Source organism: Paenibacillus apii, from assembly GCF_011043685.1.
Taxonomy (GTDB): Bacteria; Bacillota; Bacilli; order Paenibacillales; family Paenibacillaceae; genus Paenibacillus_AQ; species Paenibacillus_AQ sabinae.
Genome location: NZ_JAAKGU010000016.1, coordinates 40,795 through 65,172 on the forward strand (window position 1 = coordinate 40,795; position 24,378 = coordinate 65,172).

Annotated in this window: 41 protein-coding genes; 38 read left to right on the forward strand and 3 right to left on the reverse strand. The window is 49.5% G+C overall.

The genetic code is table 11. From position 1 onward, the window contains the following. Positions 1-7: 7 nt before the first annotated feature. The 34 genes from rplB (at position 8) to G5B47_RS23920 (ending at position 19,680) form a co-directional block, all read left to right on the forward strand. Complete coding sequence (gene rplB, locus G5B47_RS23755; protein WP_042208395.1) at positions 8-838, forward strand: 50S ribosomal protein L2; 831 nt, start codon at positions 8-10, stop codon at positions 836-838. Between the two features lie 75 nt (positions 839-913). Next, the gene (gene rpsS / locus G5B47_RS23760; protein WP_025336671.1) at positions 914-1,192 is read left to right on the forward strand and encodes a 30S ribosomal protein S19; all 279 of its coding nucleotides are present in this window, start codon (positions 914-916) and stop codon (positions 1,190-1,192) included. A gap of 34 nt (positions 1,193-1,226) precedes the next feature. Beyond that, entirely contained in the window at positions 1,227-1,559 is a 333-nt protein-coding gene (rplV, locus tag G5B47_RS23765; protein WP_025336670.1) for a 50S ribosomal protein L22, read from the forward strand. Positions 1,560-1,572: 13 nt separating this feature from the next. Then, positions 1,573-2,238, forward strand: a complete 666-nt coding sequence (gene rpsC / locus G5B47_RS23770; protein WP_025336669.1) for a 30S ribosomal protein S3 — start codon at positions 1,573-1,575, stop codon at positions 2,236-2,238. A 2-nt stretch (positions 2,239-2,240) separates the two neighbouring features. Further along, entirely contained in the window at positions 2,241-2,675 is a 435-nt protein-coding gene (gene rplP / locus G5B47_RS23775) for a 50S ribosomal protein L16 (protein WP_025336668.1), read from the forward strand. Beyond that, positions 2,665-2,865: a 50S ribosomal protein L29 gene (rpmC, locus tag G5B47_RS23780; protein WP_025336667.1), complete on the forward strand. Its 201-nt coding sequence runs from the start codon at positions 2,665-2,667 to the stop codon at positions 2,863-2,865. Before rplP ends, rpmC begins: the two co-directional genes overlap by 11 nt. Positions 2,866-2,902: 37 nt before the next feature. Then, positions 2,903-3,169, forward strand: coding sequence for a 30S ribosomal protein S17 (gene rpsQ / locus G5B47_RS23785; protein WP_025336666.1), 267 nt, complete (start codon positions 2,903-2,905; stop codon positions 3,167-3,169). Between the two features lie 39 nt (positions 3,170-3,208). Further along, positions 3,209-3,577: a 50S ribosomal protein L14 gene (gene rplN, locus G5B47_RS23790; protein ID WP_019908234.1), complete on the forward strand. Its 369-nt coding sequence runs from the start codon at positions 3,209-3,211 to the stop codon at positions 3,575-3,577. A 116-nt stretch (positions 3,578-3,693) separates the two neighbouring features. Next, entirely contained in the window at positions 3,694-4,047 is a 354-nt protein-coding gene (gene rplX, locus G5B47_RS23795) for a 50S ribosomal protein L24 (protein ID WP_081754722.1), read from the forward strand. Between the two features lie 31 nt (positions 4,048-4,078). Then, a complete protein-coding gene (rplE, locus tag G5B47_RS23800) occupies positions 4,079-4,621 on the forward strand; it encodes a 50S ribosomal protein L5 (RefSeq protein WP_025336664.1) in 543 nt (180 codons plus the stop codon). 49 nt (positions 4,622-4,670) lie between these two features. Beyond that, a complete protein-coding gene (locus G5B47_RS23805; RefSeq protein WP_010348808.1) occupies positions 4,671-4,856 on the forward strand; it encodes a type Z 30S ribosomal protein S14 in 186 nt (61 codons plus the stop codon). Positions 4,857-4,889: 33 nt separating this feature from the next. Next, positions 4,890-5,288, forward strand: coding sequence for a 30S ribosomal protein S8 (gene rpsH, locus G5B47_RS23810; RefSeq protein ID WP_025336663.1), 399 nt, complete (start codon positions 4,890-4,892; stop codon positions 5,286-5,288). Positions 5,289-5,319: 31 nt separating this feature from the next. After that, positions 5,320-5,862 carry a 50S ribosomal protein L6 gene (rplF, locus tag G5B47_RS23815; protein WP_025336662.1) on the forward strand — a complete coding sequence of 181 codons (543 nt, stop codon included), beginning with the start codon at positions 5,320-5,322 and terminating at the stop codon, positions 5,860-5,862. Positions 5,863-5,947: 85 nt separating this feature from the next. Next, the gene (gene rplR, locus G5B47_RS23820) at positions 5,948-6,316 is read left to right on the forward strand and encodes a 50S ribosomal protein L18 (RefSeq protein ID WP_165103755.1); all 369 of its coding nucleotides are present in this window, start codon (positions 5,948-5,950) and stop codon (positions 6,314-6,316) included. A gap of 27 nt (positions 6,317-6,343) precedes the next feature. Next, complete coding sequence (rpsE, locus tag G5B47_RS23825; RefSeq protein WP_025336660.1) at positions 6,344-6,841, forward strand: 30S ribosomal protein S5; 498 nt, start codon at positions 6,344-6,346, stop codon at positions 6,839-6,841. Positions 6,842-6,855: 14 nt separating this feature from the next. Further along, positions 6,856-7,041, forward strand: coding sequence for a 50S ribosomal protein L30 (gene rpmD / locus G5B47_RS23830; protein ID WP_025336659.1), 186 nt, complete (start codon positions 6,856-6,858; stop codon positions 7,039-7,041). 41 nt (positions 7,042-7,082) lie between these two features. Then, the gene (gene rplO, locus G5B47_RS23835) at positions 7,083-7,523 is read left to right on the forward strand and encodes a 50S ribosomal protein L15 (RefSeq protein ID WP_165103758.1); all 441 of its coding nucleotides are present in this window, start codon (positions 7,083-7,085) and stop codon (positions 7,521-7,523) included. Next, positions 7,523-8,824, forward strand: coding sequence for a preprotein translocase subunit SecY (gene secY / locus G5B47_RS23840; RefSeq protein ID WP_165103761.1), 1,302 nt, complete (start codon positions 7,523-7,525; stop codon positions 8,822-8,824). Before rplO ends, secY begins: the two co-directional genes overlap by 1 nt. 100 nt (positions 8,825-8,924) lie before the next feature. After that, positions 8,925-9,569, forward strand: a complete 645-nt coding sequence (locus G5B47_RS23845) for an adenylate kinase (RefSeq protein ID WP_165103764.1) — start codon at positions 8,925-8,927, stop codon at positions 9,567-9,569. A gap of 4 nt (positions 9,570-9,573) precedes the next feature. Then, positions 9,574-10,326, forward strand: a complete 753-nt coding sequence (map, locus tag G5B47_RS23850; RefSeq protein ID WP_165103767.1) for a type I methionyl aminopeptidase — start codon at positions 9,574-9,576, stop codon at positions 10,324-10,326. Positions 10,327-10,336: 10 nt separating this feature from the next. Further along, positions 10,337-10,645 (forward strand): KOW domain-containing RNA-binding protein, encoded by a 309-nt coding sequence (locus G5B47_RS23855; protein WP_165103770.1) that lies wholly within the window; start codon positions 10,337-10,339, stop codon positions 10,643-10,645. 2 nt (positions 10,646-10,647) lie between these two features. After that, positions 10,648-10,863, forward strand: coding sequence for a translation initiation factor IF-1 (gene infA / locus G5B47_RS23860; protein WP_006212898.1), 216 nt, complete (start codon positions 10,648-10,650; stop codon positions 10,861-10,863). A gap of 134 nt (positions 10,864-10,997) precedes the next feature. Beyond that, positions 10,998-11,111, forward strand: a complete 114-nt coding sequence (gene rpmJ / locus G5B47_RS23865; protein ID WP_003322638.1) for a 50S ribosomal protein L36 — start codon at positions 10,998-11,000, stop codon at positions 11,109-11,111. 19 nt (positions 11,112-11,130) lie between these two features. After that, entirely contained in the window at positions 11,131-11,499 is a 369-nt protein-coding gene (rpsM, locus tag G5B47_RS23870; protein WP_165103773.1) for a 30S ribosomal protein S13, read from the forward strand. 19 nt (positions 11,500-11,518) lie between these two features. Continuing rightward, a complete protein-coding gene (gene rpsK, locus G5B47_RS23875) occupies positions 11,519-11,914 on the forward strand; it encodes a 30S ribosomal protein S11 (protein ID WP_025336652.1) in 396 nt (131 codons plus the stop codon). A 129-nt stretch (positions 11,915-12,043) separates the two neighbouring features. Then, the gene (locus G5B47_RS23880) at positions 12,044-12,988 is read left to right on the forward strand and encodes a DNA-directed RNA polymerase subunit alpha (protein ID WP_025336651.1); all 945 of its coding nucleotides are present in this window, start codon (positions 12,044-12,046) and stop codon (positions 12,986-12,988) included. 33 nt (positions 12,989-13,021) lie between these two features. Beyond that, entirely contained in the window at positions 13,022-13,387 is a 366-nt protein-coding gene (rplQ, locus tag G5B47_RS23885; protein WP_025336650.1) for a 50S ribosomal protein L17, read from the forward strand. A gap of 337 nt (positions 13,388-13,724) precedes the next feature. Then, on the forward strand, positions 13,725-14,504 hold the full coding sequence (gene truA / locus G5B47_RS23890) for a tRNA pseudouridine(38-40) synthase TruA (RefSeq protein ID WP_165103776.1): 780 nt from the start codon (positions 13,725-13,727) through the stop codon (positions 14,502-14,504). Positions 14,505-14,721: 217 nt separating this feature from the next. After that, positions 14,722-15,159: a 50S ribosomal protein L13 gene (gene rplM / locus G5B47_RS23895; RefSeq protein WP_165103779.1), complete on the forward strand. Its 438-nt coding sequence runs from the start codon at positions 14,722-14,724 to the stop codon at positions 15,157-15,159. Between the two features lie 20 nt (positions 15,160-15,179). Beyond that, positions 15,180-15,572, forward strand: a complete 393-nt coding sequence (gene rpsI / locus G5B47_RS23900; protein ID WP_025336647.1) for a 30S ribosomal protein S9 — start codon at positions 15,180-15,182, stop codon at positions 15,570-15,572. Positions 15,573-15,767: 195 nt separating this feature from the next. Continuing rightward, a complete protein-coding gene (locus G5B47_RS23905) occupies positions 15,768-16,460 on the forward strand; it encodes a phosphoadenylyl-sulfate reductase (RefSeq protein ID WP_165103781.1) in 693 nt (230 codons plus the stop codon). Positions 16,461-16,499: 39 nt separating this feature from the next. After that, positions 16,500-17,669: a sulfate adenylyltransferase gene (sat, locus tag G5B47_RS23910; RefSeq protein ID WP_165103784.1), complete on the forward strand. Its 1,170-nt coding sequence runs from the start codon at positions 16,500-16,502 to the stop codon at positions 17,667-17,669. 76 nt (positions 17,670-17,745) lie between these two features. Next, a complete protein-coding gene (gene cwlD, locus G5B47_RS23915; RefSeq protein WP_165103787.1) occupies positions 17,746-18,519 on the forward strand; it encodes an N-acetylmuramoyl-L-alanine amidase CwlD in 774 nt (257 codons plus the stop codon). 69 nt (positions 18,520-18,588) lie between these two features. Beyond that, complete coding sequence (locus G5B47_RS23920; protein WP_165103790.1) at positions 18,589-19,680, forward strand: Mrp/NBP35 family ATP-binding protein; 1,092 nt, start codon at positions 18,589-18,591, stop codon at positions 19,678-19,680. Positions 19,681-19,753: 73 nt separating this feature from the next. Here G5B47_RS23920 and gerD read toward each other — a convergent pair whose 3' ends face one another. Beyond that, a complete protein-coding gene (gerD, locus tag G5B47_RS23925) occupies positions 19,754-20,434 on the reverse strand; it encodes a spore germination lipoprotein GerD (protein ID WP_165103793.1) in 681 nt (226 codons plus the stop codon). Between the two features lie 119 nt (positions 20,435-20,553). Between gerD and G5B47_RS23930 the strand changes: the two genes are divergently transcribed. Together G5B47_RS23930 and G5B47_RS23935 are read left to right on the forward strand one after the other, a co-directional pair. Beyond that, a complete protein-coding gene (locus G5B47_RS23930; RefSeq protein WP_328804643.1) occupies positions 20,554-21,165 on the forward strand; it encodes a KinB-signaling pathway activation protein in 612 nt (203 codons plus the stop codon). Between the two features lie 122 nt (positions 21,166-21,287). Then, complete coding sequence (locus G5B47_RS23935) at positions 21,288-22,109, forward strand: PPK2 family polyphosphate kinase (RefSeq protein WP_165103796.1); 822 nt, start codon at positions 21,288-21,290, stop codon at positions 22,107-22,109. A 30-nt stretch (positions 22,110-22,139) separates the two neighbouring features. On the opposite strand, the gene pdaB is transcribed toward G5B47_RS23935, so the two are convergent. Continuing rightward, positions 22,140-22,943 carry a polysaccharide deacetylase family sporulation protein PdaB gene (pdaB, locus tag G5B47_RS23940; protein WP_165103799.1) on the reverse strand — a complete coding sequence of 268 codons (804 nt, stop codon included), beginning with the start codon at positions 22,941-22,943 and terminating at the stop codon, positions 22,140-22,142. Between the two features lie 105 nt (positions 22,944-23,048). On the opposite strand from pdaB, the gene G5B47_RS23945 reads away from it, so the two are divergent. Together G5B47_RS23945 and G5B47_RS23950 are read left to right on the forward strand one after the other, a co-directional pair. Beyond that, positions 23,049-23,648 carry a stage II sporulation protein M gene (locus G5B47_RS23945; RefSeq protein WP_165103802.1) on the forward strand — a complete coding sequence of 200 codons (600 nt, stop codon included), beginning with the start codon at positions 23,049-23,051 and terminating at the stop codon, positions 23,646-23,648. A gap of 200 nt (positions 23,649-23,848) precedes the next feature. Further along, positions 23,849-24,079, forward strand: a complete 231-nt coding sequence (locus tag G5B47_RS23950) for a hypothetical protein (RefSeq protein WP_025336637.1) — start codon at positions 23,849-23,851, stop codon at positions 24,077-24,079. A gap of 59 nt (positions 24,080-24,138) precedes the next feature. Here the strand turns inward: G5B47_RS23950 and G5B47_RS25415 are convergent. Next, a partial coding sequence (locus tag G5B47_RS25415) for a hypothetical protein (protein WP_206107516.1) occupies positions 24,139-24,378 on the reverse strand: 240 nt, incomplete at its 5' end.

A 24,378-nucleotide genomic window follows, 5' to 3' on the forward strand; every position in this document is an offset into this window, starting at 1 on the left:
AAACAAAGTGCCAATCAAAAAGTACAAACCGACTTCCCCGGCAAGACGCGGAATGTCCGTGTCTACGTTTGAAGAAATCACAACAAATCAGCCGGAGAAATCGCTGCTGGCGCCGCTGAGCAAAAAAGCGGGCCGCAATAACCAAGGTAAAATTACGGTTCGTCACCATGGCGGCGGACACAAGCGTAAATACCGTATCATCGACTTCAAGCGGACGAAAGACGGCATACCAGGCAGCGTTGCTACGATCGAGTATGACCCGAACCGCACATCCAATATTGCCCTGATTCACTACGCTGATGGAGAGAAACGCTACATCATCGCTCCTAAAGGTCTGAAAGTTGGGGATAAGATCGAATCCGGTCCTGCAGCAGACATCAAAATCGGTAACACTCTTCCGCTGGCCAACATTCCTGTAGGTACAGTTATCCACAACATCGAGCTGAAGCCTGGCAAGGGCGGCCAATTGGTTCGCGCAGCCGGTACGGAAGCGCAGTTGCTCGGTAAAGAAGACAAGTACGTTTCCGTGCGTCTCTCTTCCGGTGAAGTTCGCAGAATTCTGAGCGTATGCCGCGCTACAATCGGTTCCGTTGGCAACGAAGACCACGAACTGATCAAGATCGGTAAGGCCGGACGCAGCCGCTGGCTGGGTCAACGTCCAGAAGTTCGCGGTGTTGTAATGAACCCGAACGATCACCCTCACGGTGGTGGTGAAGGACGTGCTCCGATCGGACGTAAATCGCCATTGTCTCCTTGGGGCAAACCGACCCTTGGCTACAAGACGCGTAAGAAAAACAAAGCTTCTGATAAATATATCATTCGTCGCCGCACGAAATAAGACGCTTCAAGGTGAGCTTGAACCCGCGAAGCGTCGAATCGCGGCTTGAACATTTGATGAAGGGAGGATTCATACATGAGTCGCAGTTTGAAGAAGGGGCCTTTTATCGACGGCTACCTGCTGAAAAAAGTTGAAGACTTGAACGTTTCGGGTAAAAAAGTAGTCATCAAGACTTGGTCCCGCCGCTCAACCATTTTCCCTCAATTTATCGGACATACGTTTGGCGTGTATGACGGCCGTAAACACGTGCCTGTATACGTAACGGAAGATATGGTAGGTCACAAGTTGGGCGAGTTCGCACCGACGCGTACTTACAAAGGCCACGCGGGTGACGATAAGAAAACGAGAAGATAATTACAGATTCTCTGCTTAGAGAGGAGGGAAAATAATGCAAGCAAAAGCGCATGCAAGATCGGTACGGATTTCCGCTCGTAAAGCGAAACTGGTTGTTGACTTGATTCGCGGCAAGCAAGTGGGAGAAGCAATCGCAATCCTTCGCCACACTCCGAAATCCGCTTCCCCGGTGGTTGAAAAGCTGCTGAACTCGGCGATCGCCAATGCCGAGCATAACTATTCGCTGGACGTAAACAAGTTGTTCATTAGCGAGGTTTTCGTTAACCAAGGTCCAACGATGAAACGGTTCCGTCCGCGCGCGATGGGTCGCGCAAGCCGGATCAACAAACGCACCAGCCACATTACTTTGGTGGTATCTGAGAAATAAGGAGGGATAACGTGTGGGTCAAAAGGTAAATCCAGTCGGACTGCGGATCGGTATTATTCGTGACTGGGAATCCAAATGGTATGCAGGAAAAGATTTCGGAACTCTTCTTCTGGAAGACGTCAAAATTCGGGAATACCTCAAAGGCAAACTGAAAGAATCCGCTGTTTCCCGCATTGAGATTGAAAGAGCGGCCAGCCGCGTGAACGTTACGATTCATACCGCTAAACCGGGTATGGTTATTGGTAAGGGCGGCGCTGAAGTTGAAGTACTTCGCAGCGCGGTTACTCAAATCGCAGGCGGCAAGAAAGTACACATTAATATCAATGAAATCAAACACCCTGAGCTGGACGCTATTCTCGTTGCCGAGAGCATCGCACAACAGCTGGAGCGTCGCGTATCGTTCCGCCGTGCGCTGAAACAAGCAATCCAAAGAACAATGCGTTCCGGAGCAAAAGGGATTAAAACCTCTGTCAGCGGTCGTCTTGGCGGCGCCGAGATCGCTCGTACGGAAGGCTATAGCGAAGGAACAGTTCCACTTCATACGCTTCGTGCCGATATCGACTACGGAACGGCTGAAGCTCATACGACTTATGGCCGCATCGGCGTAAAAGTATGGATCTATCGTGGAGAGGTTCTTCCTACGGCTAAGAAACAAGCTGCTCAGGAAGGAGGCAACTAATCATGTTGGTACCAAAACGCGTTAAACACCGCAAACAACAACGCGGTCACATGAAAGGTATGGCTAAAGGCGGCACCGAGCTGAACTTCGGCGAATTCGGTCTGCAAGCTCTGGAGCCATCCTGGATCACTAACCGTCAAATCGAAGCGGCTCGTATCGCGATGACTCGTTACATCAAACGGGGCGGTAAAGTTTGGATCAAGATTTTCCCTGACAAGCCGATTACTCAAAAGCCTCTCGAGGTTCGGATGGGTAGCGGTAAAGGTAACGTTGAGAAATGGGTAGCCGTAGTTAAACCGGGCAAGATTATGTTCGAACTCGGAGGCGTGTCGGAAGAAATCGCTCGTGAAGCGATGCGTCTTGCCGCTCACAAGCTGCCAATCAAGACTAAGTTTGTGAAACGTGAAGAATTGGGTGGTGAAGCAAATGAAAGCTAATGAACTTCGCAACTTGACCACTGCCGAGATTGAACAAAAGATTGCTGGCTTCAAAGAAGAGCTCTTTAATCTGCGTTTTCAACTGGCAACAGGCCAACTGGACAACCCGACTCGGATTCGTGATGTGCGTAGAGAAATAGCTCGTGCTAAAACCGTTATCCATGAAAGAGTACTTGGGATCGCTAAGTGAACGGATAGGATGATCTGTATCAGGAAGGAGGCTAATTATGAGCGAAGAACGCAACGCGCGTAAAGTGCAAATCGGTAAAGTTGTCAGCGACAAAATGGACAAAACGATCGTGGTTGCCGTTGAAACTTACAAAAAGCATGATCTGTACCACAAGCGCATCAAGTACACCAAGAAATTCAAAGCGCATGATGAGAACAATACCGCCCAAATCGGTGATACTGTGAAAATCATGGAAACTCGTCCGCTCTCCAAGGACAAACGCTGGAGACTGGTTGAAGTGGTGGAAAAAGCGGTTATCATCTAACGCGTTACCTGACCATTTTTCCGAAAGGAGGAAATAATAATGATTCAACCATTTACACGCTTGCATGTAGCTGACAACTCCGGTGCGAAGGAACTGATGTGTATCCGCGTACTGGGTGGTACTGGACGTCGGACAGCTGCTATCGGCGATCTGATCGTTTGCTCGGTAAAACAAGCAACACCAGGCGGCGTTGTCAAAAAAGGTGATGTAGTAAAAGCGGTGGTTGTGCGCACGAAGCGCTCTGTACGCCGTAAGGACGGATCTTACATCGCATTTGACGAAAACGCAGCAGTAGTTGTAAAAGACGACAGAAGCCCACGCGGAACACGTATTTTCGGACCAGTAGCCCGCGAACTTCGCGACAAGGATTACATGAAGATCGTTTCCTTGGCACCGGAAGTTATCTAATAGACTCCCCTAAAAGTGACGAGAAGCTCCGAAGCTGATTCCGGTACTTTTCGGGGGCCCCGATAGAGATCGTTTATAATCATGCTTGCAAAGGCTAGTCATAGGAGGTGTAACAAATGCCTAGAGTGAAAAAAGTTCTGGAATCCCATAACAACAAACTGCATGTCAAGAAAGACGACGTAGTTATGGTGATCAGCGGAAAAGACAAAGGCAAGAAAGGCCGCGTCATCGCTGCGTATCCGCGTAAAAACCGCGTACTGGTAGAAGGCGTGAACATGGTGAAGAAGCACCAGAAGCCTAACCAGTTGAATCCGCAAGGCGGCATCATTGAGCAGGAAGCTGCGATCCATGTTTCCAACGTTATGCACATCGATCCGAAGAGCGGCAAAGTAACCCGTATCGGTTACAAAGTGCTGGACAACGGCAAGAAGGTTCGTGTAGCGAAAAGATCCGGAGAGATCATCGACTAATAGAGTGCTTAAGAAAGGAGGTTAACTCTTCATGGCAGCAAGAATGAAAGAACGTTTTCTGAACGAGATTACGCCGGCTCTGATTCAGAAGTTTAACTATCAAACAGTTATGCAAGTGCCGAAAATCGAGAAGGTTGTTATCAACATGGGCGTAGGCGACGCTGTACAAAACTCGAAGGTGCTTGATTCCGCTGTGAATGATATGCAGCTGATCGCCGGCCAAAAACCGGTTATCACCAAAGCCAAGAAGTCTATCGCAGGTTTCAAACTGCGTGAGAACATGCCGATCGGCGTTAAAGTAACTCTTCGCGGTGACCGCATGTACTACTTCCTGGACAAATTGTTCAACGTAACGCTTCCGCGCGTTCGTGACTTCCATGGTGTATCGACTAAAGCCTTCGACGGCCGCGGTAACTACACACTGGGTCTGAAAGAACAACTGATTTTCCCTGAGATCGAATACGACAAGGTGGACAAAGTCCGCGGTATGGATATCGTAATCGTAACAACTGCAAAGACGGATGAGGAATCCCGCGAGCTGCTGGCTCAACTGGGAATGCCTTTCGCGAAGTAAGGTTCGGTCGTCCAATTCTCCGAAACTGTTTGGGAGGTGTCAGGCTAAAGTGGCAAAAACTTCGATGAAAGTTAAACAACAACGCGCGCCGAAATTCAAAGTTCGTGCATATACACGTTGCGAACGTTGCGGTCGTCCACATTCGGTACTGCAAAAGTTCAAAATTTGCAGAATTTGTTTCCGTGAATTAGCTTATAAAGGCCAGATTCCTGGCGTGAAAAAAGCAAGCTGGTAAGAAGTTTATATACGGGAAGGAGGTTAACACCAAATGACTATGTCTGATCCTATCGCAGATATGCTTACTCGTATCCGTAACGCCAACATCGTGCGTCACGAGACAGTAGAGCTTCCTGCATCGACATTGAAAAAACAAATCGCCGACATCCTGAAGCGTGAAGGCTTCATCCGCGATGCGGAGTTTGTTGAAGATAACAAACAAGGGCTTATCCGTATTTTCCTGAAATACGGCCCGAACCAAGAACGTGTTATTTCCGGTCTGAAAAGAATCAGTAAGCCGGGCCTGCGCGTGTACACGAAGAGCAACGAAGTTCCTCGCGTACTCGGCGGACTGGGCATCGCGATTATCTCCACTTCTAAGGGAGTTATGACCGACAAAGAAGCTCGTCAAGCTAAATCCGGCGGCGAAGTACTCGCTTACGTTTGGTAATCACGTCACAAGATAAGGAGGTGCAACACACATGTCTCGTATTGGTCGCAAACCAATTACAGTGCCTAGCGGTGTAGACGTGACGGTGAACAACACTGTCATTACCGTTAAAGGTCCTAAAGGTACTTTGACTCGTGAACTTCATAAAGACATGAAGGTTACGGTTGAAAATAACGAAATTCTTGTTGTTCGTCCTTCGGACAACAAATTGCATCGTTCTCTTCACGGCACGACCCGCTCCGTTGTCAACAACATGGTAAGCGGCGTGACCGAAGGTTTCTCCAAATCTCTGGAGCTGGTTGGGGTCGGATATCGTGCAAACAAATCCGGAGATAAAATCGTTCTGAACGTCGGCTACTCCCATCCGGTTGAAATCACTCCGGAACCGGGCATCGAGTTCGAAGTTCCTGCCAACACGAAAATTATCGTAAAAGGCATCGACAAAGAACGCGTAGGCGCTTATGCCGCGAAAATTCGTTCTGTACGCGAACCTGAGCCATACAAAGGCAAAGGTATTAAATATGAGGGCGAACGTATTATCCGTAAAGAAGGTAAAGCCGGTAAGAAGAAATAAGCCGGCTCGCCTTGAACATAAGATGCTTGCCGCGTCTTAACGTGAAGCTGCCTTAAGGCAAACTGAAGGGAGTGAAAAGGAAGTCATGATTACCAAAGAGGACAAAAACAAAGCTCGTGTGAAAAGACACCTGCGTGTACGTAAGAAAATCCAGGGTACTGCTGAACGTCCGCGCCTGAATGTGTTCCGTTCTTCGAAGCACATTTACGCTCAACTGATCGACGATGTGAGCGGCGTAACGATCGCATCCGCATCGACGCTTGATAAAGAACTGAAAGATTCCATCGGCAACGGCGGCAGCGTTGAAGCTGCAAGCAAAGTCGGCCAACTGGTCGCTGAGCGCGCCAAAGCAAAAGGACATACCGCTGTTGTATTCGACCGCGGAGGCTACTTGTACCATGGACGGATTCAAGCGCTCGCTGATGCAGCTCGTGAAGCTGGTCTTGAATTCTAGAAACATTCTTAAAAGGAGGTTAACGACTTGCGTGTAGATCCAAACACTTTAGAGCTGACAGAAAGAGTTGTCCACATTAACCGCGTTGCTAAAGTTGTAAAAGGCGGACGCCGTTTCAGCTTCAGCGCACTGGTTGTTGTCGGCGACGGCAAAGGCTGGGTTGGTGCGGGTATCGGTAAAGCCGGCGAAGTACCGGATGCGATCCGCAAAGGCATCGAAGATGCTAAGAAAAACCTGATCCAAGTTCCACTCGTAGGAACAACGATTCCTCACCTGGTCAACGGACATTTCGGCGCTGGACGCGTTCTGCTGAAACCGGCATCGCAAGGTACTGGTGTTATCGCGGGCGGACCTGTTCGCGCGGTACTGGAACTGGCCGGTGTAGGCGATATTTTGACAAAATCTTTGGGTTCTTCGAACTCCATGAATATGGTCAATGCAACTTTGGAGGGATTGTCCCGTCTGAAGCGCATTGAAGAGGTCGCGAAACTTCGCGGCAAATCTGTCGAAGAGCTTCGCGGTTAAGGAGGGGAACGTCAATGGCAAAACTGCAAATTACCCTCGTTCGCAGCTTAATCGGACGTCCGGAAACACAACGTGTGACCGTTAAGACGCTCGGCCTGCGTAAACTCAACTCGTCTGTGGTTCAAAACGATAGTCCTGCGGTTCGCGGAATGATCAAAAAAGTGAGCCATCTCGTATCCGTAACTGAAATTGAAGGCTAAGACGCCTTTACCCCATTAATAGACATAAGGAGGTGCAAACGATGAAGTTACATGAACTCGCTCCGGCTCCAGGATCCCGCAAAGAACGCAACCGTGTAGGTCGCGGTACTTCCAGCGGTAACGGCAAAACATCCGGCCGTGGTCATAAAGGTCAAAACTCTCGTTCCGGCGGTGGTGTACGTCCGGGCTTCGAGGGTGGCCAAAACCCACTCTATCGTCGTCTGCCTAAGCGTGGTTTCGTCAATCCTACCCGTAAAGAGTATGCGATTGTGAACCTTGAGGAACTGAACAGCTTCGCTGAAGGAACGGAAGTTACTCCTGCGCTGCTGGTTGAAACCGGCGTAGTGAAGAACACGAAGAGCGGCATCAAAATCCTCGGCAACGGTGAACTCACTGTAAAACTTACGGTTCAAGCAAACAAGTTCTCTCAATCTGCGGTAGAGAAAATCGAGGCTGCCGGCGGTAAAACCGAGGTGATCTAATGTTTAAGACGCTTAAGAATATATGGCATGTTGAAGATTTGCGCAAAAAAATTCTGTTTACCCTGTTCGTGTTTATCATTTACCGCATCGGTTCGTTCGTGCCGGTTCCCGGCGTGGACAAAACGGTGTTTGAATCGATGGGCAATGAGGCTGGCAATGCCTTGCTAAACTTGTTCAACACGTTTTCGGGCGGAGCGCTTAAAAACTTCTCCATCTTTGCGATCAGTATTTACCCATACATTACCGCATCCATTATCGTACAGCTTTTGTCGATGGATGTAGTCCCGAAATTTGCCGAATGGGCAAAGCAGGGTGAACACGGTAAAAAGCAGCTGGCGCAAATTACCCGGTACGGTACAGTAGTGCTGGCTCTGATTCAGGGTTTTGCAACCTCTATCGGTTTCAACCGAATGTATGGTACGCAAATGATGCCGAATGCAACGATTGCCGATTATCTGCTCGTTGCCATCATTTTGACGGCAGGCACTTCATTTCTGATGTGGCTTGGCGAGCAAATCACCGAGCGGGGTATCGGAAACGGGATTTCGATCCTGATTTTTGCGGGAATCGTCGCAGGCATTCCGGGATATTTTACGGCAACGGCACAATCGAGCTTTATCCAGCCGGGGCAGACTTTCCTGAATATTCTTAAAGTCGTGGTCGTTGCAATTGTAATTGTGGCGATTATTACGGGTGTTATCTTCGTACAGCAAGGAATTCGGAAGATACCCGTACAATATGCCAAACGCGTTGTCGGCAACAAAATGTACGGTGGACAAAATACGCACATTCCGCTTAAAATCAATGCGGCGGGCGTAATCCCTGTTATCTTTGCCGTATCGCTGCTTCAATTCCCGATTGTCATTGCCAACTTTTGGTCGACGCATTCCTGGGCGCAGTGGATTAGCACTCACCTCTGGTATGATAAGCCGCTCGGTATGGTCCTTTACGTGATCATGATCATCGGATTCACGTTCTTTTACACGTTTGTCCAGATGAATCCGCAGCAGATGGCCGACAATATGAAAAAGAACGGCGGTTACATTCCCGGCATTCGTCCGGGTAAGGCGACGGAGAAGTATTTGACCAGGGTAATGTCCCGTCTGACGATGTCGGGCGCGCTGTTCCTGGCCGTCATCTCTGTGCTTCCGGTATTCTTCGGCTCTTTGTCCGGTTTGCCGCGGTCGGTACAGATCGGCGGCACCTCGCTGCTTATTGTTATCGGCGTCGCACTGGATACGATGAAGCAGATCGAGAGCCAATTGATTAAACGCCATTACAAAGGCTTCATTAACAAATAGGCGATAGGTTCCGGTGAAGCGGCTCATCATTTGACTTCCCGGCGCCTATTGTGCTGTTTCTTGCCTGGTGGCGATTCTGTTAACTGGGGAGAGACGTAACGTGAACATCCTTTTCATGGGCCCGCCTGGGGCAGGCAAGGGAACACAAGCTGCTGTTATCGTAAAGGAACTGGGTATCCCGCATATCTCGACGGGAGACGCTTTTCGTCTCGCGATCAAGCAGGGGACTCCTGTTGGTCTCAAAGCCAAATCCTTTATCGATCAGGGCTTGCTTGTACCGGATGATGTAACGATTGGAATTGTGGAAGAGCGGCTGCAGCAGTCCGATTGCGAAAAAGGTTTTCTATTGGACGGCTTTCCAAGAACTCTTTCGCAAGCGGAAGCGCTGGATGAGCTTCTTGCCCGCATGAACACTTCTCTGGATCATGTCATCAATTTGAACGTGGACCGCGGTCTGCTGATGGCCCGTCTGACCGGACGGCGGATCTGCACGGTGTGCGGAGCCTCGTATCATTTGATCTTCAACCCGCCGAAGCAAGAAGGCGTCTGCGACATTGACGGCGGAGCGCTGTATCAGCGTCCGGATGACAATGAAGAAAGTGTAGGCAAACGCTTGGATGAGTATGACAACAAGACGGCGCCGCTGCTTCACTTTTATGAGAGTAAAGGTCTTTTGCGTCAGGTGAACGGGGAAAACGAAATCGACGTCGTTTCCGCCGAAATTGTGTCTTTACTGCGAGGTTAGTGTAATGATCATTTGTAAGTCCGAACAGGAACTTGCCTTTATGAGAGAAGCGGGACGAATTGTTGCCGAGACTCACCGTCTCATGGCGCAGGCCATTGAGCCTGGAATTACGACCGGAGAGCTCGATAGAATCGCCGATCAATACATTCGCAGTCAAGGTGCCGTACCGTCTTTTAAAGGCTACAACGGTTTTCCTGCCAGCATTTGCGCTTCAGTCAACGATCAGTTGGTGCATGGATTTCCCGGCAAACGCAAACTGGTGGAGGGCGATATCGTGTCGCTTGACATCGGGGCGCAGTACAAGGGATACCACGGCGACTCGGCTTGGACCTATGGGGTGGGACAAATATCCGAAGAAGCCCAGCGGCTCTTGGATGTAACGGAAGGCTCCCTGTACGCAGGCCTTGAGCTGATTAAGCCGGATGTGCGCTTGTTTACAATCTCCCACGCTATCCAAAAATATATCGAAGAAGCCGGATTCTCGGTGGTACGCGAGTATGTAGGTCATGGTGTTGGGGCAGAACTGCATGAAGAACCGCAAATTCCGAACTATGGCATAGCAGACCGCGGACCGCGGCTGAAGGCAGGCATGGTGCTTGCCATCGAGCCGATGGTTAACGCGGGCAAACGTTATGTCCGAACGCTGGAAGATAACTGGACGGTCGTGACGGTGGACGGCTCTCTGTGTGCTCACTTTGAGCATACGGTGGCGGTTACGCCGGACGGCATGGAAATTTTCACGAAACTGAATGCGTAGGTGATCTTTGTTGAATACCGAGAGCAGCCCGCAGGTCGGTCAATTGGTGAAAATACTCAAAGGCAAGGAAGCCGGAGAGATTGCCGTGGTCATCGCTATTTTGGACAGCAGGTTTGTGTATATTGCGGATGGGGACAAACGAAAGTTTGACGGGCCGAAGAAGAAGAATATTCTTCATCTCGAGTTCACTCCGATCATTAGCAGCGAGGTTGTGAACAGTCTGAAAGAAACCGGCCGGGTTACAAACGGAAAGCTGCGATATGCAGTGTTGGATTACATGCGTTCCGCCGGAATAAGCGCGATGAAGAAAGGAGAATAACTGTGGCTAAAGAAGATGTCATTGAGGTGGAAGGCACCGTCATTGAACCGTTGCCGAACGCAACGTTTAAGGTTGAACTCGAGAACGGCCATCAAATTCTTGCCCACGTATCAGGTAAGCTGCGGATGCACTTTATCCGTATTTTGACCGGGGACAAAGTGGTTGTGCAGTTATCGCCTTATGATTTAACTAAAGGCCGTATAACTTACCGTAAATAGATGGGAACTACGATTAAAGTTTGCTTTATGCGGAACGGTAGCGTATGCTTTTTAAGCCAGTTTTACTACAGGTAAAACTGAGCAGGAGCTTCAAAGCCAGTTTTACTGCGTAAAACTTTGAGGAGGTAATAAGCATGAAGGTAAGACCTTCTGTAAAGCCCATTTGCGAAAAATGCAAAGTCATCCGCCGCAAAGGGACTGTAATGGTAATTTGCGAAAATCCGAAACACAAACAAAAACAAGGTTAAGAAGGGGGTGTAGCGTAAAATGGCTCGTATAGCTGGTGTGGATTTGCCACGTGACAAACGCGTTGAGATCGCCTTGACTTATATTTTCGGAATCGGTAGAACGACTTCCTTGAAAATTTTGAAAGAAACAGGTATCGATGTTAACACACGTGTCCGTGATTTGACGGAAGATGAAGTGAGCAAACTGCGTGAAACGATCGACAAATCGGTCAAAGTGGAAGGCGACCTGCGTCGTGAAATTTCCTTAAATATTAAACGTCTTACCGAGATTGGCTGCTACCGCGGTGTTCGTCATCGTCGCGGCTTGCCTGTTCGCGGTCAACGTACCAAAACGAATGCCCGTACCCGGAAAGGCCCGCGTCGTACGGTAGCAAACAAGAAGAAATAATAAGGGGTGATAAGAGACAATGGCTAAACCTAAAAAAGTCGTACGTACCAAACGTCGCGACCGTAAAAATATCGAATCCGGAGTGGCACATATCCGTTCCACGTTCAACAATACGATCGTTACCATCACGGATCCTCACGGCAACGCTATTTCCTGGGCAAGCTCCGGCGGCCAAGGATTTAGAGGCTCCCGTAAGTCGACTCCGTTCGCAGCTCAAATGGCGGCAGAAGTTGCAGCCAAGGCAGCAATGGAGCATGGCATGAAGAGTGTTGAAGTTATGGTTAAAGGACCGGGCGCGGGCCGCGAGGCAGCCATCCGTTCCCTTCAAGCCGCTGGTCTTGAAGTTAACCTCATTAAAGACGTCACTCCGGTTCCGCACAATGGATGCCGTCCGCCGAAACGTCGCCGCGTATAGTGAATCAGCGATGTAAATGTGGTATAAAACCGGCACCATCTGCTAATAATGGTTGTTTAGGCATACTACATGATACACCTGATGGGGTGACAGTTTCATATAGGAGCGACGTTGAAGGAGGGTACACTCGTGATAGAAATCGAAAAGCCGAAGATTGAGACCGTAGAAGCCAATGATGAAGGAACCTATGGGAAATTCGTAGTAGAACCGCTGGAACGTGGATATGGCACGACTCTGGGGAACTCGCTTCGCCGGATCCTGTTGTCCTCCCTTCCGGGAGCCGCAGTGACCTCGGTCCAAATTGACGGCGTTCTGCATGAGTTCTCCACCGTTCCCGGCGTAATGGAAGACGTGACCGAAATCATTTTGAACCTCAAAGCTCTTTCCCTGAAGATTCATTCAGACGAAGAGAAAGTGTTCGAGATTGATGCTGAAGGGGAAGGCGTCGTAACCGCAGGCGACATTCGTGCGGATAGCGATGTTGAGATCCTCAACCCGGACCTTCATATTGCAACACTGGGACCAGGCGCGAGACTTCACATGCGTATATTTGCTGGCCGTGGTCGCGGCTATGTCCAAGCGGACCGTAACAAGCGCGAAGATCAGCCGATCGGCGTGATTCCGGTTGATTCCATTTACACTCCAATTTCCCGAGTGAACTACACCATCGACAACACTCGTGTCGGTCAAGTGACCAACTACGACAAGTTGACACTGGAAATCTGGACGGATGGCAGCATCAGACCGGAAGAGGCAGTCAGCCTTGGAGCCAAAATTTTGAATGAGCATCTTGTTTTGTTCGTAGGCCTTACGGATGAAGCGAAGGATGCCGAAATTATGGTTGAGAAAGAAGAAGACAAAAAAGAAAAAGTGCTTGAGATGACAATCGAAGAGCTGGATCTTTCGGTCCGTTCCTACAACTGTCTCAAACGTGCCGGCATCAACACGGTGCAGGAGCTTACCACGAAAACGGAAGAAGATATGATGAAAGTCCGCAACTTGGGCCGCAAATCTTTGGAAGAAGTACAGGAAAAGCTCGAAGAGCTCGGTTTGGGTCTGCGTACCGAAGAATAAGCGATAGATTGACGAAGTAGAGGAGGGAAAAACATGGCATACCAAAAGTTGGGCCGTGATTCCAGTGCGCGTAAAGCATTGTTCCGCGACTTGGTAACGGACCTGTTCTTATATGAGCGCATCCAAACAACGGAAGCGAAAGCGAAGGAAGTTCGTTCCATCGCCGAAAAACTGATTACGAAGGCTAAGAAGGGCGATCTGCATGCCCGCCGTCAAGTCGCTGCATTCGTGCGTCGCGAAACTGCTGACGGAGAGCAAGACGCAATTCAAAAGCTGTTCGCTGAAATCGCACCGCGCTACACAGAACGTGCAGGCGGATACACTCGTATCCTAAAGCTCGGACCTCGTCGCGGCGACTCGGCACCTATGGTTTATCTTGAACTGGTAGACCGTGCCTAGTAAAGGCAGCAAGCATTGATTTCCCGATTGCCCCCTGTGCCCGTTCTCCTTTCGGGGATGGATGGAATGGGGGATGATCCGTGTTATTGTATCAGTGGAATATGGCCCGCTTCTTCTTTCGGCTTGCTTTAACAAGACCCTGCTTTGGGAAGCTCTTTATTGAGCATTGTTACAAGCTGAGAGAGACGGCGTCATGTCCCGGCTCCTACCGACGGCGTGATCTACCGGATATCTGCATAGGTGTCCGCCAGTCGTGCAGTAAACCGCGGAAATCCGCTTGTTCAATGGAAGGAGCTCCCGAAGGGGCTTCTTTTTTTTGAGAAGGAAGGAGTACCGAATGCGCAATCTATTCATGAAAGTCACCTATGACGGTACGAACTATGATGGCTTTCAGACCCAGCCCGGAGGCAATACGGTTCAGGATATGCTCGAACGGGCTATTACCCACTTGACCGGCGAAGTAGTGAAGATTATCGCTTCCGGCCGTACGGACGCCGGTGTGCATGCCTATGGGCAGCCCTTTAATTTCGAAACGACCTCGCTTATACCGCTGGAACGCTGGTGCCTGGCATTGAATGCCCGTCTGCCGGAAGATATCGTCGTTACAGAAGCGCATGAAGTGCCGCTTACCTTCCACTCCCGCCGGGGAGCCAAGCGGAAGACTTATCGCTATACTATCAATGGCAACCGGTTCCCGGACCCTTTTCAGCGGCGCTATCAGTTTCATCATCCGGTAGCGCTCGATGTGAAGGCGATGGAGCAGGGACTTAAGCCTCTGATCGGAACTTACGACTTCACTTCCTTCGCCTCGCGCAAATCGACCAAGGCCTCTCATGTCCGTACGATTTACGAGGCGCATATGGAGATTGACCGGAGCATGTGCCGGCCGGACTCGACCGATCAGGGGGTCATTCATACTTATATTACAGGCAGCGGTTTTTTGCAGCATATGGTCCGGATAATCATGGGTACGCTGATTCAAGTGGGAGAGGGCAAGCGCAGACCGGAGCAGATTGCGGATATTCTGGCAGCATGTGACCGGGCGGCTGCGGGACCGACGGCGGTGGCCAAGGGCCTGGCTCTTTGGAATGTCAGTTACGAGGATGCCGGGAATTGACGGCTAATTTATTAGCGAAAAAAAGTTACTAAACCGCCGAATAATCCCTTGCACTCGTTATGTTTATCCTGTAAAATAAAAGTTGTGTTTTCTTGATGGCTATCCCACAGCCCCGATCAAGATAACCCCAAAATTGCTTTACCCAACAATTAAAATGTACTTTCGATGAGAAATCAGATATACGAGATTTTCGTACGAGAACGAGGAGGAAATATTCATGCGTACCACCTACATGGCGAAGCCGAACGAAGTAGAACGCAAATGGCATATTATCGATGCCGAAGGCAAAACACTCGGCCGTCTGGCAAGTGAAGTTGCTGCTCTGATCCGCGGCAAACACAAACCGCAATTTACACCTCATGTTGATACTGGCGACTTTGTTATCGTTATCAACGCTGAGAAGATCTACCTGACTGGCAAGAAGCTGCAAAACAAGAAATACTACCGTCACTCGCTGCATCCGGGCGGTCTGAAAGTAACCACAGCTGAAACCTTGCTGAACACTAAACCTGAGCGTGTAATCGAATCCGCCGTTTACGGTATGATTCCGAAGACCCGTCAAGGCAACGCGATGAAGCTGAGATTGAAAGTTTATGCCGGCGCAGAGCATCCACATGCAGCACAAAAACCTGAAGTTTACGAACTTCGCGGATAAGAATAAGGGAGGACAGTTTCATGGCACAAGTACAATACTATGGGACAGGTCGTCGTAAACATTCGGTAGCACGTGTTCGCCTCGTACCGGGTGAAGGACGCATTGTCATTAACAAACGCGATATCAACGAATATTTCGGTCTGGAAACACTCAAACTGATCGTAAAACAACCTCTGACCCTGACTGAAACTCTGGGCAACTACGATGTTCTGGTTATTGCTCACGGCGGCGGAATCTCCGGTCAAGCCGGCGCAATCCGTCACGGCATTTCCCGCGCTCTGCTGAAAGCAGATCCGGAATACCGTTCTTCCCTGAAGAAAGCCGGATTCCTGACTCGTGACCCACGGATGAAGGAACGTAAGAAATACGGCCTCAAAGCCGCTCGTCGCGCTCCTCAGTTCTCGAAACGTTAATATCCCTTGTGTATCAAGGAATTCAAGCCTCTGGCCTTTATGGCCGGGGGCTTTTATATTAATGCAGTTTGTCATATTTGGAATCTTTTAATACTGAAATATCATTGACATCGCTTGGGAAAGTTATATACTTATTTCATATTAACTTAGTTGGAATTTGAACTGAAGTTTTATTTTGGGATGGAGGAATACGCAATGAATTTGCTTGAAAAAGAAGAGTTAATCAAAGTGAAGGCAGAAGAGCTAGAGAATGCTACGCCTGAGGAGATTATCCGTTGGGCCGTGGAAACTTTTCCAAATATAACGTTTGCCTGCAGCTTTGGCGCCGAGGACGTTGTACTGGTTGACATGCTGCAAAAAGTAAGTCCGTCTAGCGATATTTTCTACCTGGATACGGACTTCCACTTTCAAGAAACATATGAAACGAGAGACAAAATCGCGGCCAAGTACAATTTGGAATTCGTTCGGGTGTCCCCGAAAATCACGCCTGAGGAACAAGCCCAGCAATATGGCGAGGAACTGTGGAAATCCGAACCGAACCAATGCTGCAACATCCGGAAGGTAGAACCGCTGACGCGTATTCTGTCCCAGTACGATGCATGGATCACCGGCATCCGCCGCGATCAGGCGCCAACCCGTGCCAATGCCAAGAAGGTTGAATATGATTACAAATTCGGCCTGGTGAAGTTCAATCCGATCGCGGACTGGACTTCGGAAGATGTGTGGAACTATATCCGCGAGAACGACATCATCTACAATCCGCTGCATGACCGCCATTTCCCAAGCATCGGCTGCGAACATTGCACACGCGCCGTTATGCCTGGCGAAGATCCTCGTGCTGGACGCTGGTCCGGTTCGGACAAGACGGAATGCGGACTTCATAAGTAAGATATACTAATCTTTACAACAGAGAAGGGAAGAAAATAGATGACTGCAATCCTTCCGCATGGCGGAAAGTTGATCAACCGGATAGCTGAAGGCAAAGAGAGAGAACAACTGCTTCAGGAAGCGGCGGGATTTAAACGAATCGCCATCAATACATGGACGATTTCTGATCTGGACCTGATCGGTGTTGGCGCTTTTTCGCCCCTGACCGGATTTCTGAACGAAGAGGACTATCATTCCGTCGTCAAGAATATGCGTCTTGCCAGCGGAACGGTATGGAGCATTCCGATTACGCTGTCTCTCAGCGATGAGGAAGCTGCGTCTTTGAAGATCGGCGAGAGAGTGGCTCTGGTCGGTGAAGAGGACGGCGAAATCTACGGACTTCTGGATGTCGAGAGCATCTACAGCGTCGATCAGGAGGTTGAAGCCCAGAACGTATTTAAAACAACCGATCCTGAGCATCCCGGCGTAAGCAAGCTGTTTGCCCGCAACGCAACTTATGTTGGCGGTCCGATTACCGTTTTGAACCGTCCGCAGCCGGAGAAATTCAGCGAGTTTTATTTCGACCCGGCCAAGACGCGCGAAATTTTTGCGGAAAAAGGCTGGAAAAAGGTTGTTGGCTTTCAGACCCGAAATCCGGTTCACCGCGCCCATGAATATATTCAAAAATCTGCGATGGAGATTGTGGACGGCTTGTTCCTGAACCCGCTCGTCGGCGAGACGAAGTCGGACGATGTGCCTGCGAACGTTCGCATGAAGAGCTATCTGGCCCTGCTCGAAAATTACTACCCGCAGAACCGGACGTTCCTCGGTGTGTTCCCGGCAGCGATGCGTTATGCCGGGCCGCGTGAAGCGATTTTCCATGCGATGGTCCGCAAAAACTACGGCTGCACGCACTTTATTGTCGGCCGTGACCATGCCGGTGTTGGTGATTACTACGGAACATATGAAGCTCAGGAGATCTTCTCCAATTTCACAGCCGAAGAGCTGGATATTACGCCGCTGTTCTTCGAGCACAGCTTCTTCTGCAAGAAATGCGGCAACATGGCTTCCAATAAGACATGCCCTCATACCAAAGAGGATCATGTAGCCTTGTCGGGCACCAAAGTGCGCGCGATGCTGCGTGAAGGCGTGTGCCCGCCGCCGGAATTCTCCCGGCCGGAGGTTGCCCAAATCCTGATTGAAGGCATGAAGGAAGTTACAACTTCATAATGAAATAAGGGTACTATTTGACCCTCTTGTCCCATATAGATGAGTAGAATCTATCGGGACGAGGGGGTCTTTTATTATGTCCGGCCGCAACAAGCGTAAAGTCTCGGTCTGGATCTCCTGGAGCAGCATGAAAAAAGGGATAGGAGGCGCCGTACTCCTGGCTCTGCTGTTGGGGATTATTGCATACGATATGCCAACGGCAAGAACATGGAATTACTGGAGCTTGCCGCTCTCGGGCAAGGTTATTGCGATCGACGCGGGTCATGGCGGTCCCGATGGGGGAGCGGTCAGCCGCGGCGGTCTGATTGAAAAAGACATCAATCTGGCCGTCTCGCTGTATTTACGCGATTATTTGCAGCAGGCTGGCGCCATCGTCGTTATGACGCGGGAAGGCGATTACGACCTCGCCGGTATAGAGACGAAAGGCTATAGCAAGCGTAAGACGGAAGATCTCAAACAACGGGTTCGGACGATCGAGGATAAGAAAGCCGATCTTTTTATAAGCATTCATATGAACAGCATTCCGTCGAACCGTTGGAGCGGCGCTCAGGTATTTTACTATCCGAACCATCCGGACAATGAAGCGCTGGCCAGACTGGTTCAGCATGAGATTCGGTCAACGCTGTCGAATACGAACCGCACTGCCAAAACGGTAAATACGGTGTACATGCTGCAGGCGCTCAGAATGCCTTCAATTCTGGTCGAAGTGGGCTTTCTGTCCCATCCGCAGGAATCGGTTCTGCTCGGCGACGACCTTTATCAGCGGAAGGTGGCAACAAGCATTTACAGAGGGATTCTGCGGTATGAGGCGGGCGAACGGACGGAGGACTACTCATCCCCTAAAAGGTAATGCTATAATGGACAAAATAAATCCATCCGGTCGAAAGGCTGCCGGTTATAGAACAGGGGTGTTTTTCCAATGCTGTCCAGGGAACAAATTCAAGAACTGCTGCTGCCAATTACCGACCCGGAAACCGGAAAAAGCCTGGTTGAACTGCAGTTGATCCGCGATATTTTGACGAAGGAAGATCATATCTCTTTATCGATCATATGCCTGGATACCGATGAGGCCAAAAGAATGGAGCTCGAGCAGGAGGTAAGGGATCGCCTGCGGGAAGGCGGGGCCGAGAATGTTCACATCCGTTTGCGGGACGCAACTGAGCACGAACGCACGCTGCTGAAAAGAAAGAGTGCACCCGAGGGGGAAGAAAAGCTGAAAGGCCACGGGGCGGGCCTGGAGGGACTTCCGCTGCTGAGCGAGGATTCGGGCGTACACTTTATTGCTATAGCCAGCGGCAAGGGAGGAGTAGGGAAATCCACCGTTACGGTGAACCTGGCCGCTGCTCTTGCGCGTAAAGGCAAAAAGGTCGGATTGATCGATGCCGACATTTACGGCTTCAGCGTACCGGATATGATGGGAATCGAGGAAGGTCCGGTTGTGGAAGACGGAACCATCATTCCCGTAGAACGATTTGGCGTGAAAGTGATATCGATGGGCTTTTTTATCCGGGAAAATAATCCGGTCATCTGGCGAGGGCCAATGCTGGGCAAGATGCTGCGCCAGTTCTTCAGCGATGTCGGCTGGGGAGAACTTGATTATTTGCTGTTGGACTTGCCCCCGGGAACGGGCGATGTGGCCCTTGACGTTCACCAGATGCTGCCGCAGAGCAAAGAGGTAATTGTCACTACTCCCCACGCTACAGCGGCGTTTGTGGCGGCGAGAGCGGGCTCTATGGCGATTCAGACCGACCACGAGATCCTTGGGGTCGTTGAAAATATGGCTTATTATCAATGCTCCGCGTGCGGTCAGAAAGAATATATCTTTGGCCGGGGCGGAGGGGCGAGGCTGGCGGAGACGCTGCATACGGACCTGCTGGGGCAGATCCCCCTCGGAGCGCCGGAGAATCATATTTCCGAGCCGGATTTTTCCCCTTCGGTTTATAAGGCGGGAACAGAGACGGCGCAGTTGTTCGACGATATCGCGGAGCGCATCATTATCAAATGTGAATAGATCCAACAATAAAGCCAGGTCTCCTTTGCAGAGCCCTGGCTTTATTGCATCCGAGACCGGTTAGGTTCGATCCTCACGATTCGCCCTCTTTGCCGCTTTGTTGTCCCTCGCCTTCCCCGTCACTGCCCTTACTGTCCTGTTTTTTTTCGGACTTGGGCTGCAGCTCTTCCTGAACAACCGTTTTGAGCAAAGAGAGCACTTCCATACGGAACAGAGGGTTTTGCATCGTCTCCTGCATTACGGTCGCTGTCTGCTTGCGGTAATCCGGCGTTTTGGTCAGATCAAGGAACATTTTCATCATTTCGGGAGATTTCATAATTTCGGCTACTGACTTCTGATAGGTCGGGTCTTTGATAAGATGAAGATGAAGCTGCTTGTTCTGTGAGCTGATCGCTTTGGCAAAATCTCCGGCAAACTGCGGGTCCTTCATAATCTTTTCAATTTCCTTTTTGTACTCGGGAGCCGTGATCGTATCCTTTACCGCCATCTTGATTTGCTCATTCGTCTGCATTGGCATCATCTTCATGCTCATTGTGCCGCCTCCGCCGCCCCCTCCACCGGAGCTGGGAGAAGAAATAGCTTCTTCCACAGCCTTTTTGCCTTCTTCGCTTTTTAATATATCGACGACCATGGTCTTCATTTCCTTATAGCTGAATTGCTGAGAGGAAGAACCGCTCTGCTCGCTTCCGCAGGCCGTCAAGACCAGTATTAGTCCAAGCGCGATTCCGCTGTTGCGTATTATCGCCCGTTTCATTTACGCCGTCCTCCTTTGATGGGGATATTGGTATGTAGTATGCCGTTGGGAAAAGACAATTATGTTTAGGCGGAATGGTTTTTTGGCGGCAACCTTGGTAAAATAAATCTGTCACGGGGGTGAGCGTCCTGAATATCAAAACATGGTTTCATCTGTTCTGGACAACGCTGCTGATCGGTTCCTTGGGAGCGGTTGCAGCAGGGCTGGCGCTTCAGGGAATCAGCGGCGCCGTTCCTTTCAAAGGCATCACGGACTTCATGCTGTACGCGCTGATTTTATTCGGTTACGGCATGCTTGTAAGCGTCTACTCTCAGCTTGGCTTCTTTGCCTATCTAATCTTGAACTACATGGGCTTCGGCGTGTTTCCGCGAAAAATATGGCAGTACATACAGCTCGTCCTCGCGCTGCTCGCCCTGTTTGATTTATTCCTCATACGTTCATTCGTAGGGGGAGAGCGCAGTCTTACCGCCGATTTGCTTCTTGGTCTTTCCATTTTGATAGCGGCTCTTGCGGTAGCCCATTTCAAAGTGCGGGACACCAACGCTTCGGCCTGGATTCCGACTTTTTTCTTCATGACCGGCATTACCATTGTGGAACTGATCGGCGTGCTGCGGATCGGAGTGGATAATGCGACATTATTTATCGTGGTTCCATTGGTCGCCTGTAATGCATTCCAGATTCTGAGACTTCATCGGATACTGCGTCCAGTGCCAGATAACTTCAAGAGATAACAACACGAACCCTGTTTTCCGATAAATCCGGAAGCGGGGTTATTTTACGTAAATGGAGATTAATTTATGGAAGGCAGGGTTAATCAAAAAGAAAGGCACGACAAAATTCGGGAGGGGTATATATGAACATTGATCGTTATATGATAAAGGACACAGACGGCAAAATACTGCACAAGCTAGACCCCAACGATACAGGCGGCTTAAAAAGCAAAGCAGATGCCGCCAGCAAAATAATAGCCCTCAAGGATCGTCTTGCCGAGCTTCAGGATATTTTCTTTGCGCAAAAAAAGCATGCGCTGCTGATTGTCCTCCAGGGAATGGACTCGAGCGGGAAGGATGGAACAGTAAAGCATGTGTTTTCGGGAATCAATCCGCAGGGATTTACGGTAACCAGCTTTAAAAAGCCGACCCTGGATGAGTCGGCCCATGATTTTTTATGGCGAGTCCATAAACAGACCCCGGCAAAAGGTTATATATCCGCGTTCAACCGCTCGCATTACGAAGAAGTGCTTGTGCCCCGTGTTCATGAAGGCCAGGATAAGGCGGAGACCAAACGGCGTTTTCGCCACATCCGGCATTTTGAAGAGATGCTCTCTGAAGAGAACACCATTATCATTAAGCTGTTTCTCCACATCTCCAAGGAAAAGCAGCTTGAAAAAATACAGGAACGGCTTCAGGATCCAACCAAACACTGGAAATTTGACGTGAGTGATCTGGAAGAACGGAAATATTGGGACGATTATCAGGAAGCGTACGAAGATATTTTTAAAGAGACGGCTACCGGCTATGCGCCGTGGTACTGGATTCCGGCCAATCACCGCTGGTTCCGAAACTATTTGGCATTAAACATCGTAGTTAAAACATTGGAACAGTTGGATCTCGCCTATCCGAAGCTGAATTCGCCGACTCCCGATATTTCAGAGCTGATCTCCCCCCGGCATTGAACCATCTTGGATTTTTAACCAAAAACATGTTTACAGGCCTGCGGCATCCTCCAATTGATCGTTAAGCCACGCCGAATCGCGCACTTCCTTGCCTTCGGCACTGCCTTGGCTGATCAGCTCCGAGACGGTCACGAACTCATAGCCTTGTCTGCGAAGCTCATCGATAATTTGAGGGAGCGCCTCGTGGGTCTGTTTGCAGGAATCGCTGGCGTGAAGCAGCACAATGTCGCCGGGATGGGCTTTAGTCGTCACGCGTTTCACAATATTTTCAACGCCGATATTTTTCCAATCCAGAGAATCGGTGTCCCATTGGATGACTTTATAACCGAGGTCATTGGCCACCTGCAAGACCCTCTTGTCAAAATCGCCGTTGGGCATGCGAATCAATTTGGGCTCTTTGCCGGTCAATTCGGTCAGAATCGTACCCGCCGTTGTAATTTGAGTGCGAATCTCCTCGCTGCTTAGCGTACTGTAATTGACATGCTTGTGGCCGTGGCTGCCGATTTCATATCCCGCGTTCTTGATATTCGCTACAATGTCCTGATGCGTTTTGCTCCAGGGAGAAGACAGGAAGAACGTCGCTTTGTCGACCTTTTTGTCCTCAAGTACTTTGAGGATCGGACCGGGGCGCTTTTCCCCCCAGCTGATGTCAAAGGTCAGGGCGATCAGTTTCTTCTCCGTTGGCACACTATAAATGGCGGATGGGGGGGATTCGGAAAAAACGGTGATATTGCCGCGCTCAACATAAACGACTCCGGCGGCAAGCAGAGCAGCGGCGACAATATAGAAGAAACGCTTTATTTTTTTGCCGCTGAATACATAAAAGGAATTCATAAGCTCTAGGCTCCTCTCCCATACGAAAGCTTGTTTGTTCTAAATGTATGCTCGTACCGTCCGGTTATGACTTCGTATAAAACGCAAACACTTAGGAGGTTAGACATGTTCTCCATTTTTACATTTGGCAGAGATATTCTTAAAATACGCAAGGCGCTGGCGCTTTCCTGTCTGCTGTTCATCGTCGGCATTATCGCCGGGTGGCTTGGGACGGGAGAAATGGAGCGCTTTTTGATGCAGCAGCTAAAGGGACTGGGCAGCATCAGCGAAAATTTACGCAATTCATCGAACCCGCAGCTGAGCTTTTTTGCATTTATATTCATGAATAACAGTATTAAAGGTGTGCTTATTATCTTTCTGGGGGCTTTGTTCGGAATCGCTCCGGTGGTTTTTCTATTGATTAACGGCGGTGTTATCGGGTATTTGGTCCATTCATTCGTTCTTCAAGGCCGGGATGTGTTCGAGCTTATTGTTCTGGGATTGCTTCCGCACGGGATTATTGAGATTCCAGCCATCCTCATAGCCTGTGCTTTCGGTCTTCAGTTTGGGGCCAAGACGGCATCGAGCATCATTGGAAGGAACCGCGCGGGAGGAGACTGGTCATCCTTTATGCGCCAGACGCTTACGGCGTCGATTTGGATCGTCATTCTGCTTCTTATTGCAGCCGTTATCGAGAGCACCGTTACTTTTGCCCTGTTATCATAAAATTCCGGGTAAATGCGCATAACAGTAAACACAACTGATCAAAACCGGCAATTGTGGGTAATAAACTAATAGGCATGAAATATCAACTTCTAAAGGAAAAAATATATAATTATGGTTATAATTCGGGCACTTCGGTTAATCTAGTGTAAGCGGCATTTGAGCCGAATCCCCGGGACAGAAGAATGAAGGAGGCCAAGCCTATGTTGGGTATGTTGTTCAACGAAAAAGAATGCAAAGAGCTGGACTATGTATTGCGCAAAGAACTGGATGAAATGCTGCTCGACTTAAGCGACCAACGATTGGATCAGAATATCAGGCATGCCATTGCCAATAGATACAAAACTGTCTTTCGCATGTACGCCCGGTTTGCGCCGCAAAAGGAGCTTTCCAAATACGCTTGGGGCGGCCGTTCTTCTCAATTCAAGCACTAGGAATAAAATGCGCGATTCATAAATATAAAGGTTGACTAAAAGGGAGACGCTGTGATAAATTATATCTCGCGCTCCTTTTTGTTATATGAGGGAAGCACGGGCAAGATAACATCGGAAAAACTTTTTCGAAAAAAAGCTTGCCAAGTAGATAAGTAGTATGGTATATTATAAAGGTCGCTGCAAGAGACGCGGCGACGAACTGAAAGAGACTTTGATCTTTGAAAACTGAACAACGAGTGAGTATTGAATGAGAAGAAATTCTCGTCAGTTTGTTTGATTGAGCTATCGGCTCTACCTTT

Coding starts and splice junctions, on each gene's coding strand:
- rplN (WP_019908234.1), top strand. CDS start 3,209: ATGATTCAACCATTTACACGCTTGCATGTAGCTGACAACTCCGGTGCG.
- G5B47_RS23905 (WP_165103781.1), top strand. CDS start 15,768: ATGAATTTGCTTGAAAAAGAAGAGTTAATCAAAGTGAAGGCAGAAGAG.
- cwlD (WP_165103787.1), top strand. CDS start 17,746: ATGTCCGGCCGCAACAAGCGTAAAGTCTCGGTCTGGATCTCCTGGAGC.
- rplM (WP_165103779.1), top strand. CDS start 14,722: ATGCGTACCACCTACATGGCGAAGCCGAACGAAGTAGAACGCAAATGG.
- rplP (WP_025336668.1), top strand. CDS start 2,241: ATGTTGGTACCAAAACGCGTTAAACACCGCAAACAACAACGCGGTCAC.
- gerD (WP_165103793.1), bottom strand. CDS start 20,434: ATGAAACGGGCGATAATACGCAACAGCGGAATCGCGCTTGGACTAATA.
- truA (WP_165103776.1), top strand. CDS start 13,725: ATGCGCAATCTATTCATGAAAGTCACCTATGACGGTACGAACTATGAT.
- rpsH (WP_025336663.1), top strand. CDS start 4,890: ATGACTATGTCTGATCCTATCGCAGATATGCTTACTCGTATCCGTAAC.
- rplV (WP_025336670.1), top strand. CDS start 1,227: ATGCAAGCAAAAGCGCATGCAAGATCGGTACGGATTTCCGCTCGTAAA.
- rpmJ (WP_003322638.1), top strand. CDS start 10,998: ATGAAGGTAAGACCTTCTGTAAAGCCCATTTGCGAAAAATGCAAAGTC.
- rplX (WP_081754722.1), top strand. CDS start 3,694: ATGCCTAGAGTGAAAAAAGTTCTGGAATCCCATAACAACAAACTGCAT.
- rpsQ (WP_025336666.1), top strand. CDS start 2,903: ATGAGCGAAGAACGCAACGCGCGTAAAGTGCAAATCGGTAAAGTTGTC.
- rplQ (WP_025336650.1), top strand. CDS start 13,022: ATGGCATACCAAAAGTTGGGCCGTGATTCCAGTGCGCGTAAAGCATTG.
- rplF (WP_025336662.1), top strand. CDS start 5,320: ATGTCTCGTATTGGTCGCAAACCAATTACAGTGCCTAGCGGTGTAGAC.
- rplE (WP_025336664.1), top strand. CDS start 4,079: ATGGCAGCAAGAATGAAAGAACGTTTTCTGAACGAGATTACGCCGGCT.
- rpmC (WP_025336667.1), top strand. CDS start 2,665: ATGAAAGCTAATGAACTTCGCAACTTGACCACTGCCGAGATTGAACAA.
- sat (WP_165103784.1), top strand. CDS start 16,500: ATGACTGCAATCCTTCCGCATGGCGGAAAGTTGATCAACCGGATAGCT.
- rplR (WP_165103755.1), top strand. CDS start 5,948: ATGATTACCAAAGAGGACAAAAACAAAGCTCGTGTGAAAAGACACCTG.
- secY (WP_165103761.1), top strand. CDS start 7,523: ATGTTTAAGACGCTTAAGAATATATGGCATGTTGAAGATTTGCGCAAA.
- pdaB (WP_165103799.1), bottom strand. CDS start 22,943: ATGAATTCCTTTTATGTATTCAGCGGCAAAAAAATAAAGCGTTTCTTC.
- rpsI (WP_025336647.1), top strand. CDS start 15,180: ATGGCACAAGTACAATACTATGGGACAGGTCGTCGTAAACATTCGGTA.
- G5B47_RS23920 (WP_165103790.1), top strand. CDS start 18,589: ATGCTGTCCAGGGAACAAATTCAAGAACTGCTGCTGCCAATTACCGAC.
- G5B47_RS23945 (WP_165103802.1), top strand. CDS start 23,049: ATGTTCTCCATTTTTACATTTGGCAGAGATATTCTTAAAATACGCAAG.
- map (WP_165103767.1), top strand. CDS start 9,574: ATGATCATTTGTAAGTCCGAACAGGAACTTGCCTTTATGAGAGAAGCG.
- rplO (WP_165103758.1), top strand. CDS start 7,083: ATGAAGTTACATGAACTCGCTCCGGCTCCAGGATCCCGCAAAGAACGC.
- rpsM (WP_165103773.1), top strand. CDS start 11,131: ATGGCTCGTATAGCTGGTGTGGATTTGCCACGTGACAAACGCGTTGAG.
- G5B47_RS23935 (WP_165103796.1), top strand. CDS start 21,288: ATGAACATTGATCGTTATATGATAAAGGACACAGACGGCAAAATACTG.
- rpsK (WP_025336652.1), top strand. CDS start 11,519: ATGGCTAAACCTAAAAAAGTCGTACGTACCAAACGTCGCGACCGTAAA.
- G5B47_RS23950 (WP_025336637.1), top strand. CDS start 23,849: ATGTTGGGTATGTTGTTCAACGAAAAAGAATGCAAAGAGCTGGACTAT.
- rpmD (WP_025336659.1), top strand. CDS start 6,856: ATGGCAAAACTGCAAATTACCCTCGTTCGCAGCTTAATCGGACGTCCG.
- rpsS (WP_025336671.1), top strand. CDS start 914: ATGAGTCGCAGTTTGAAGAAGGGGCCTTTTATCGACGGCTACCTGCTG.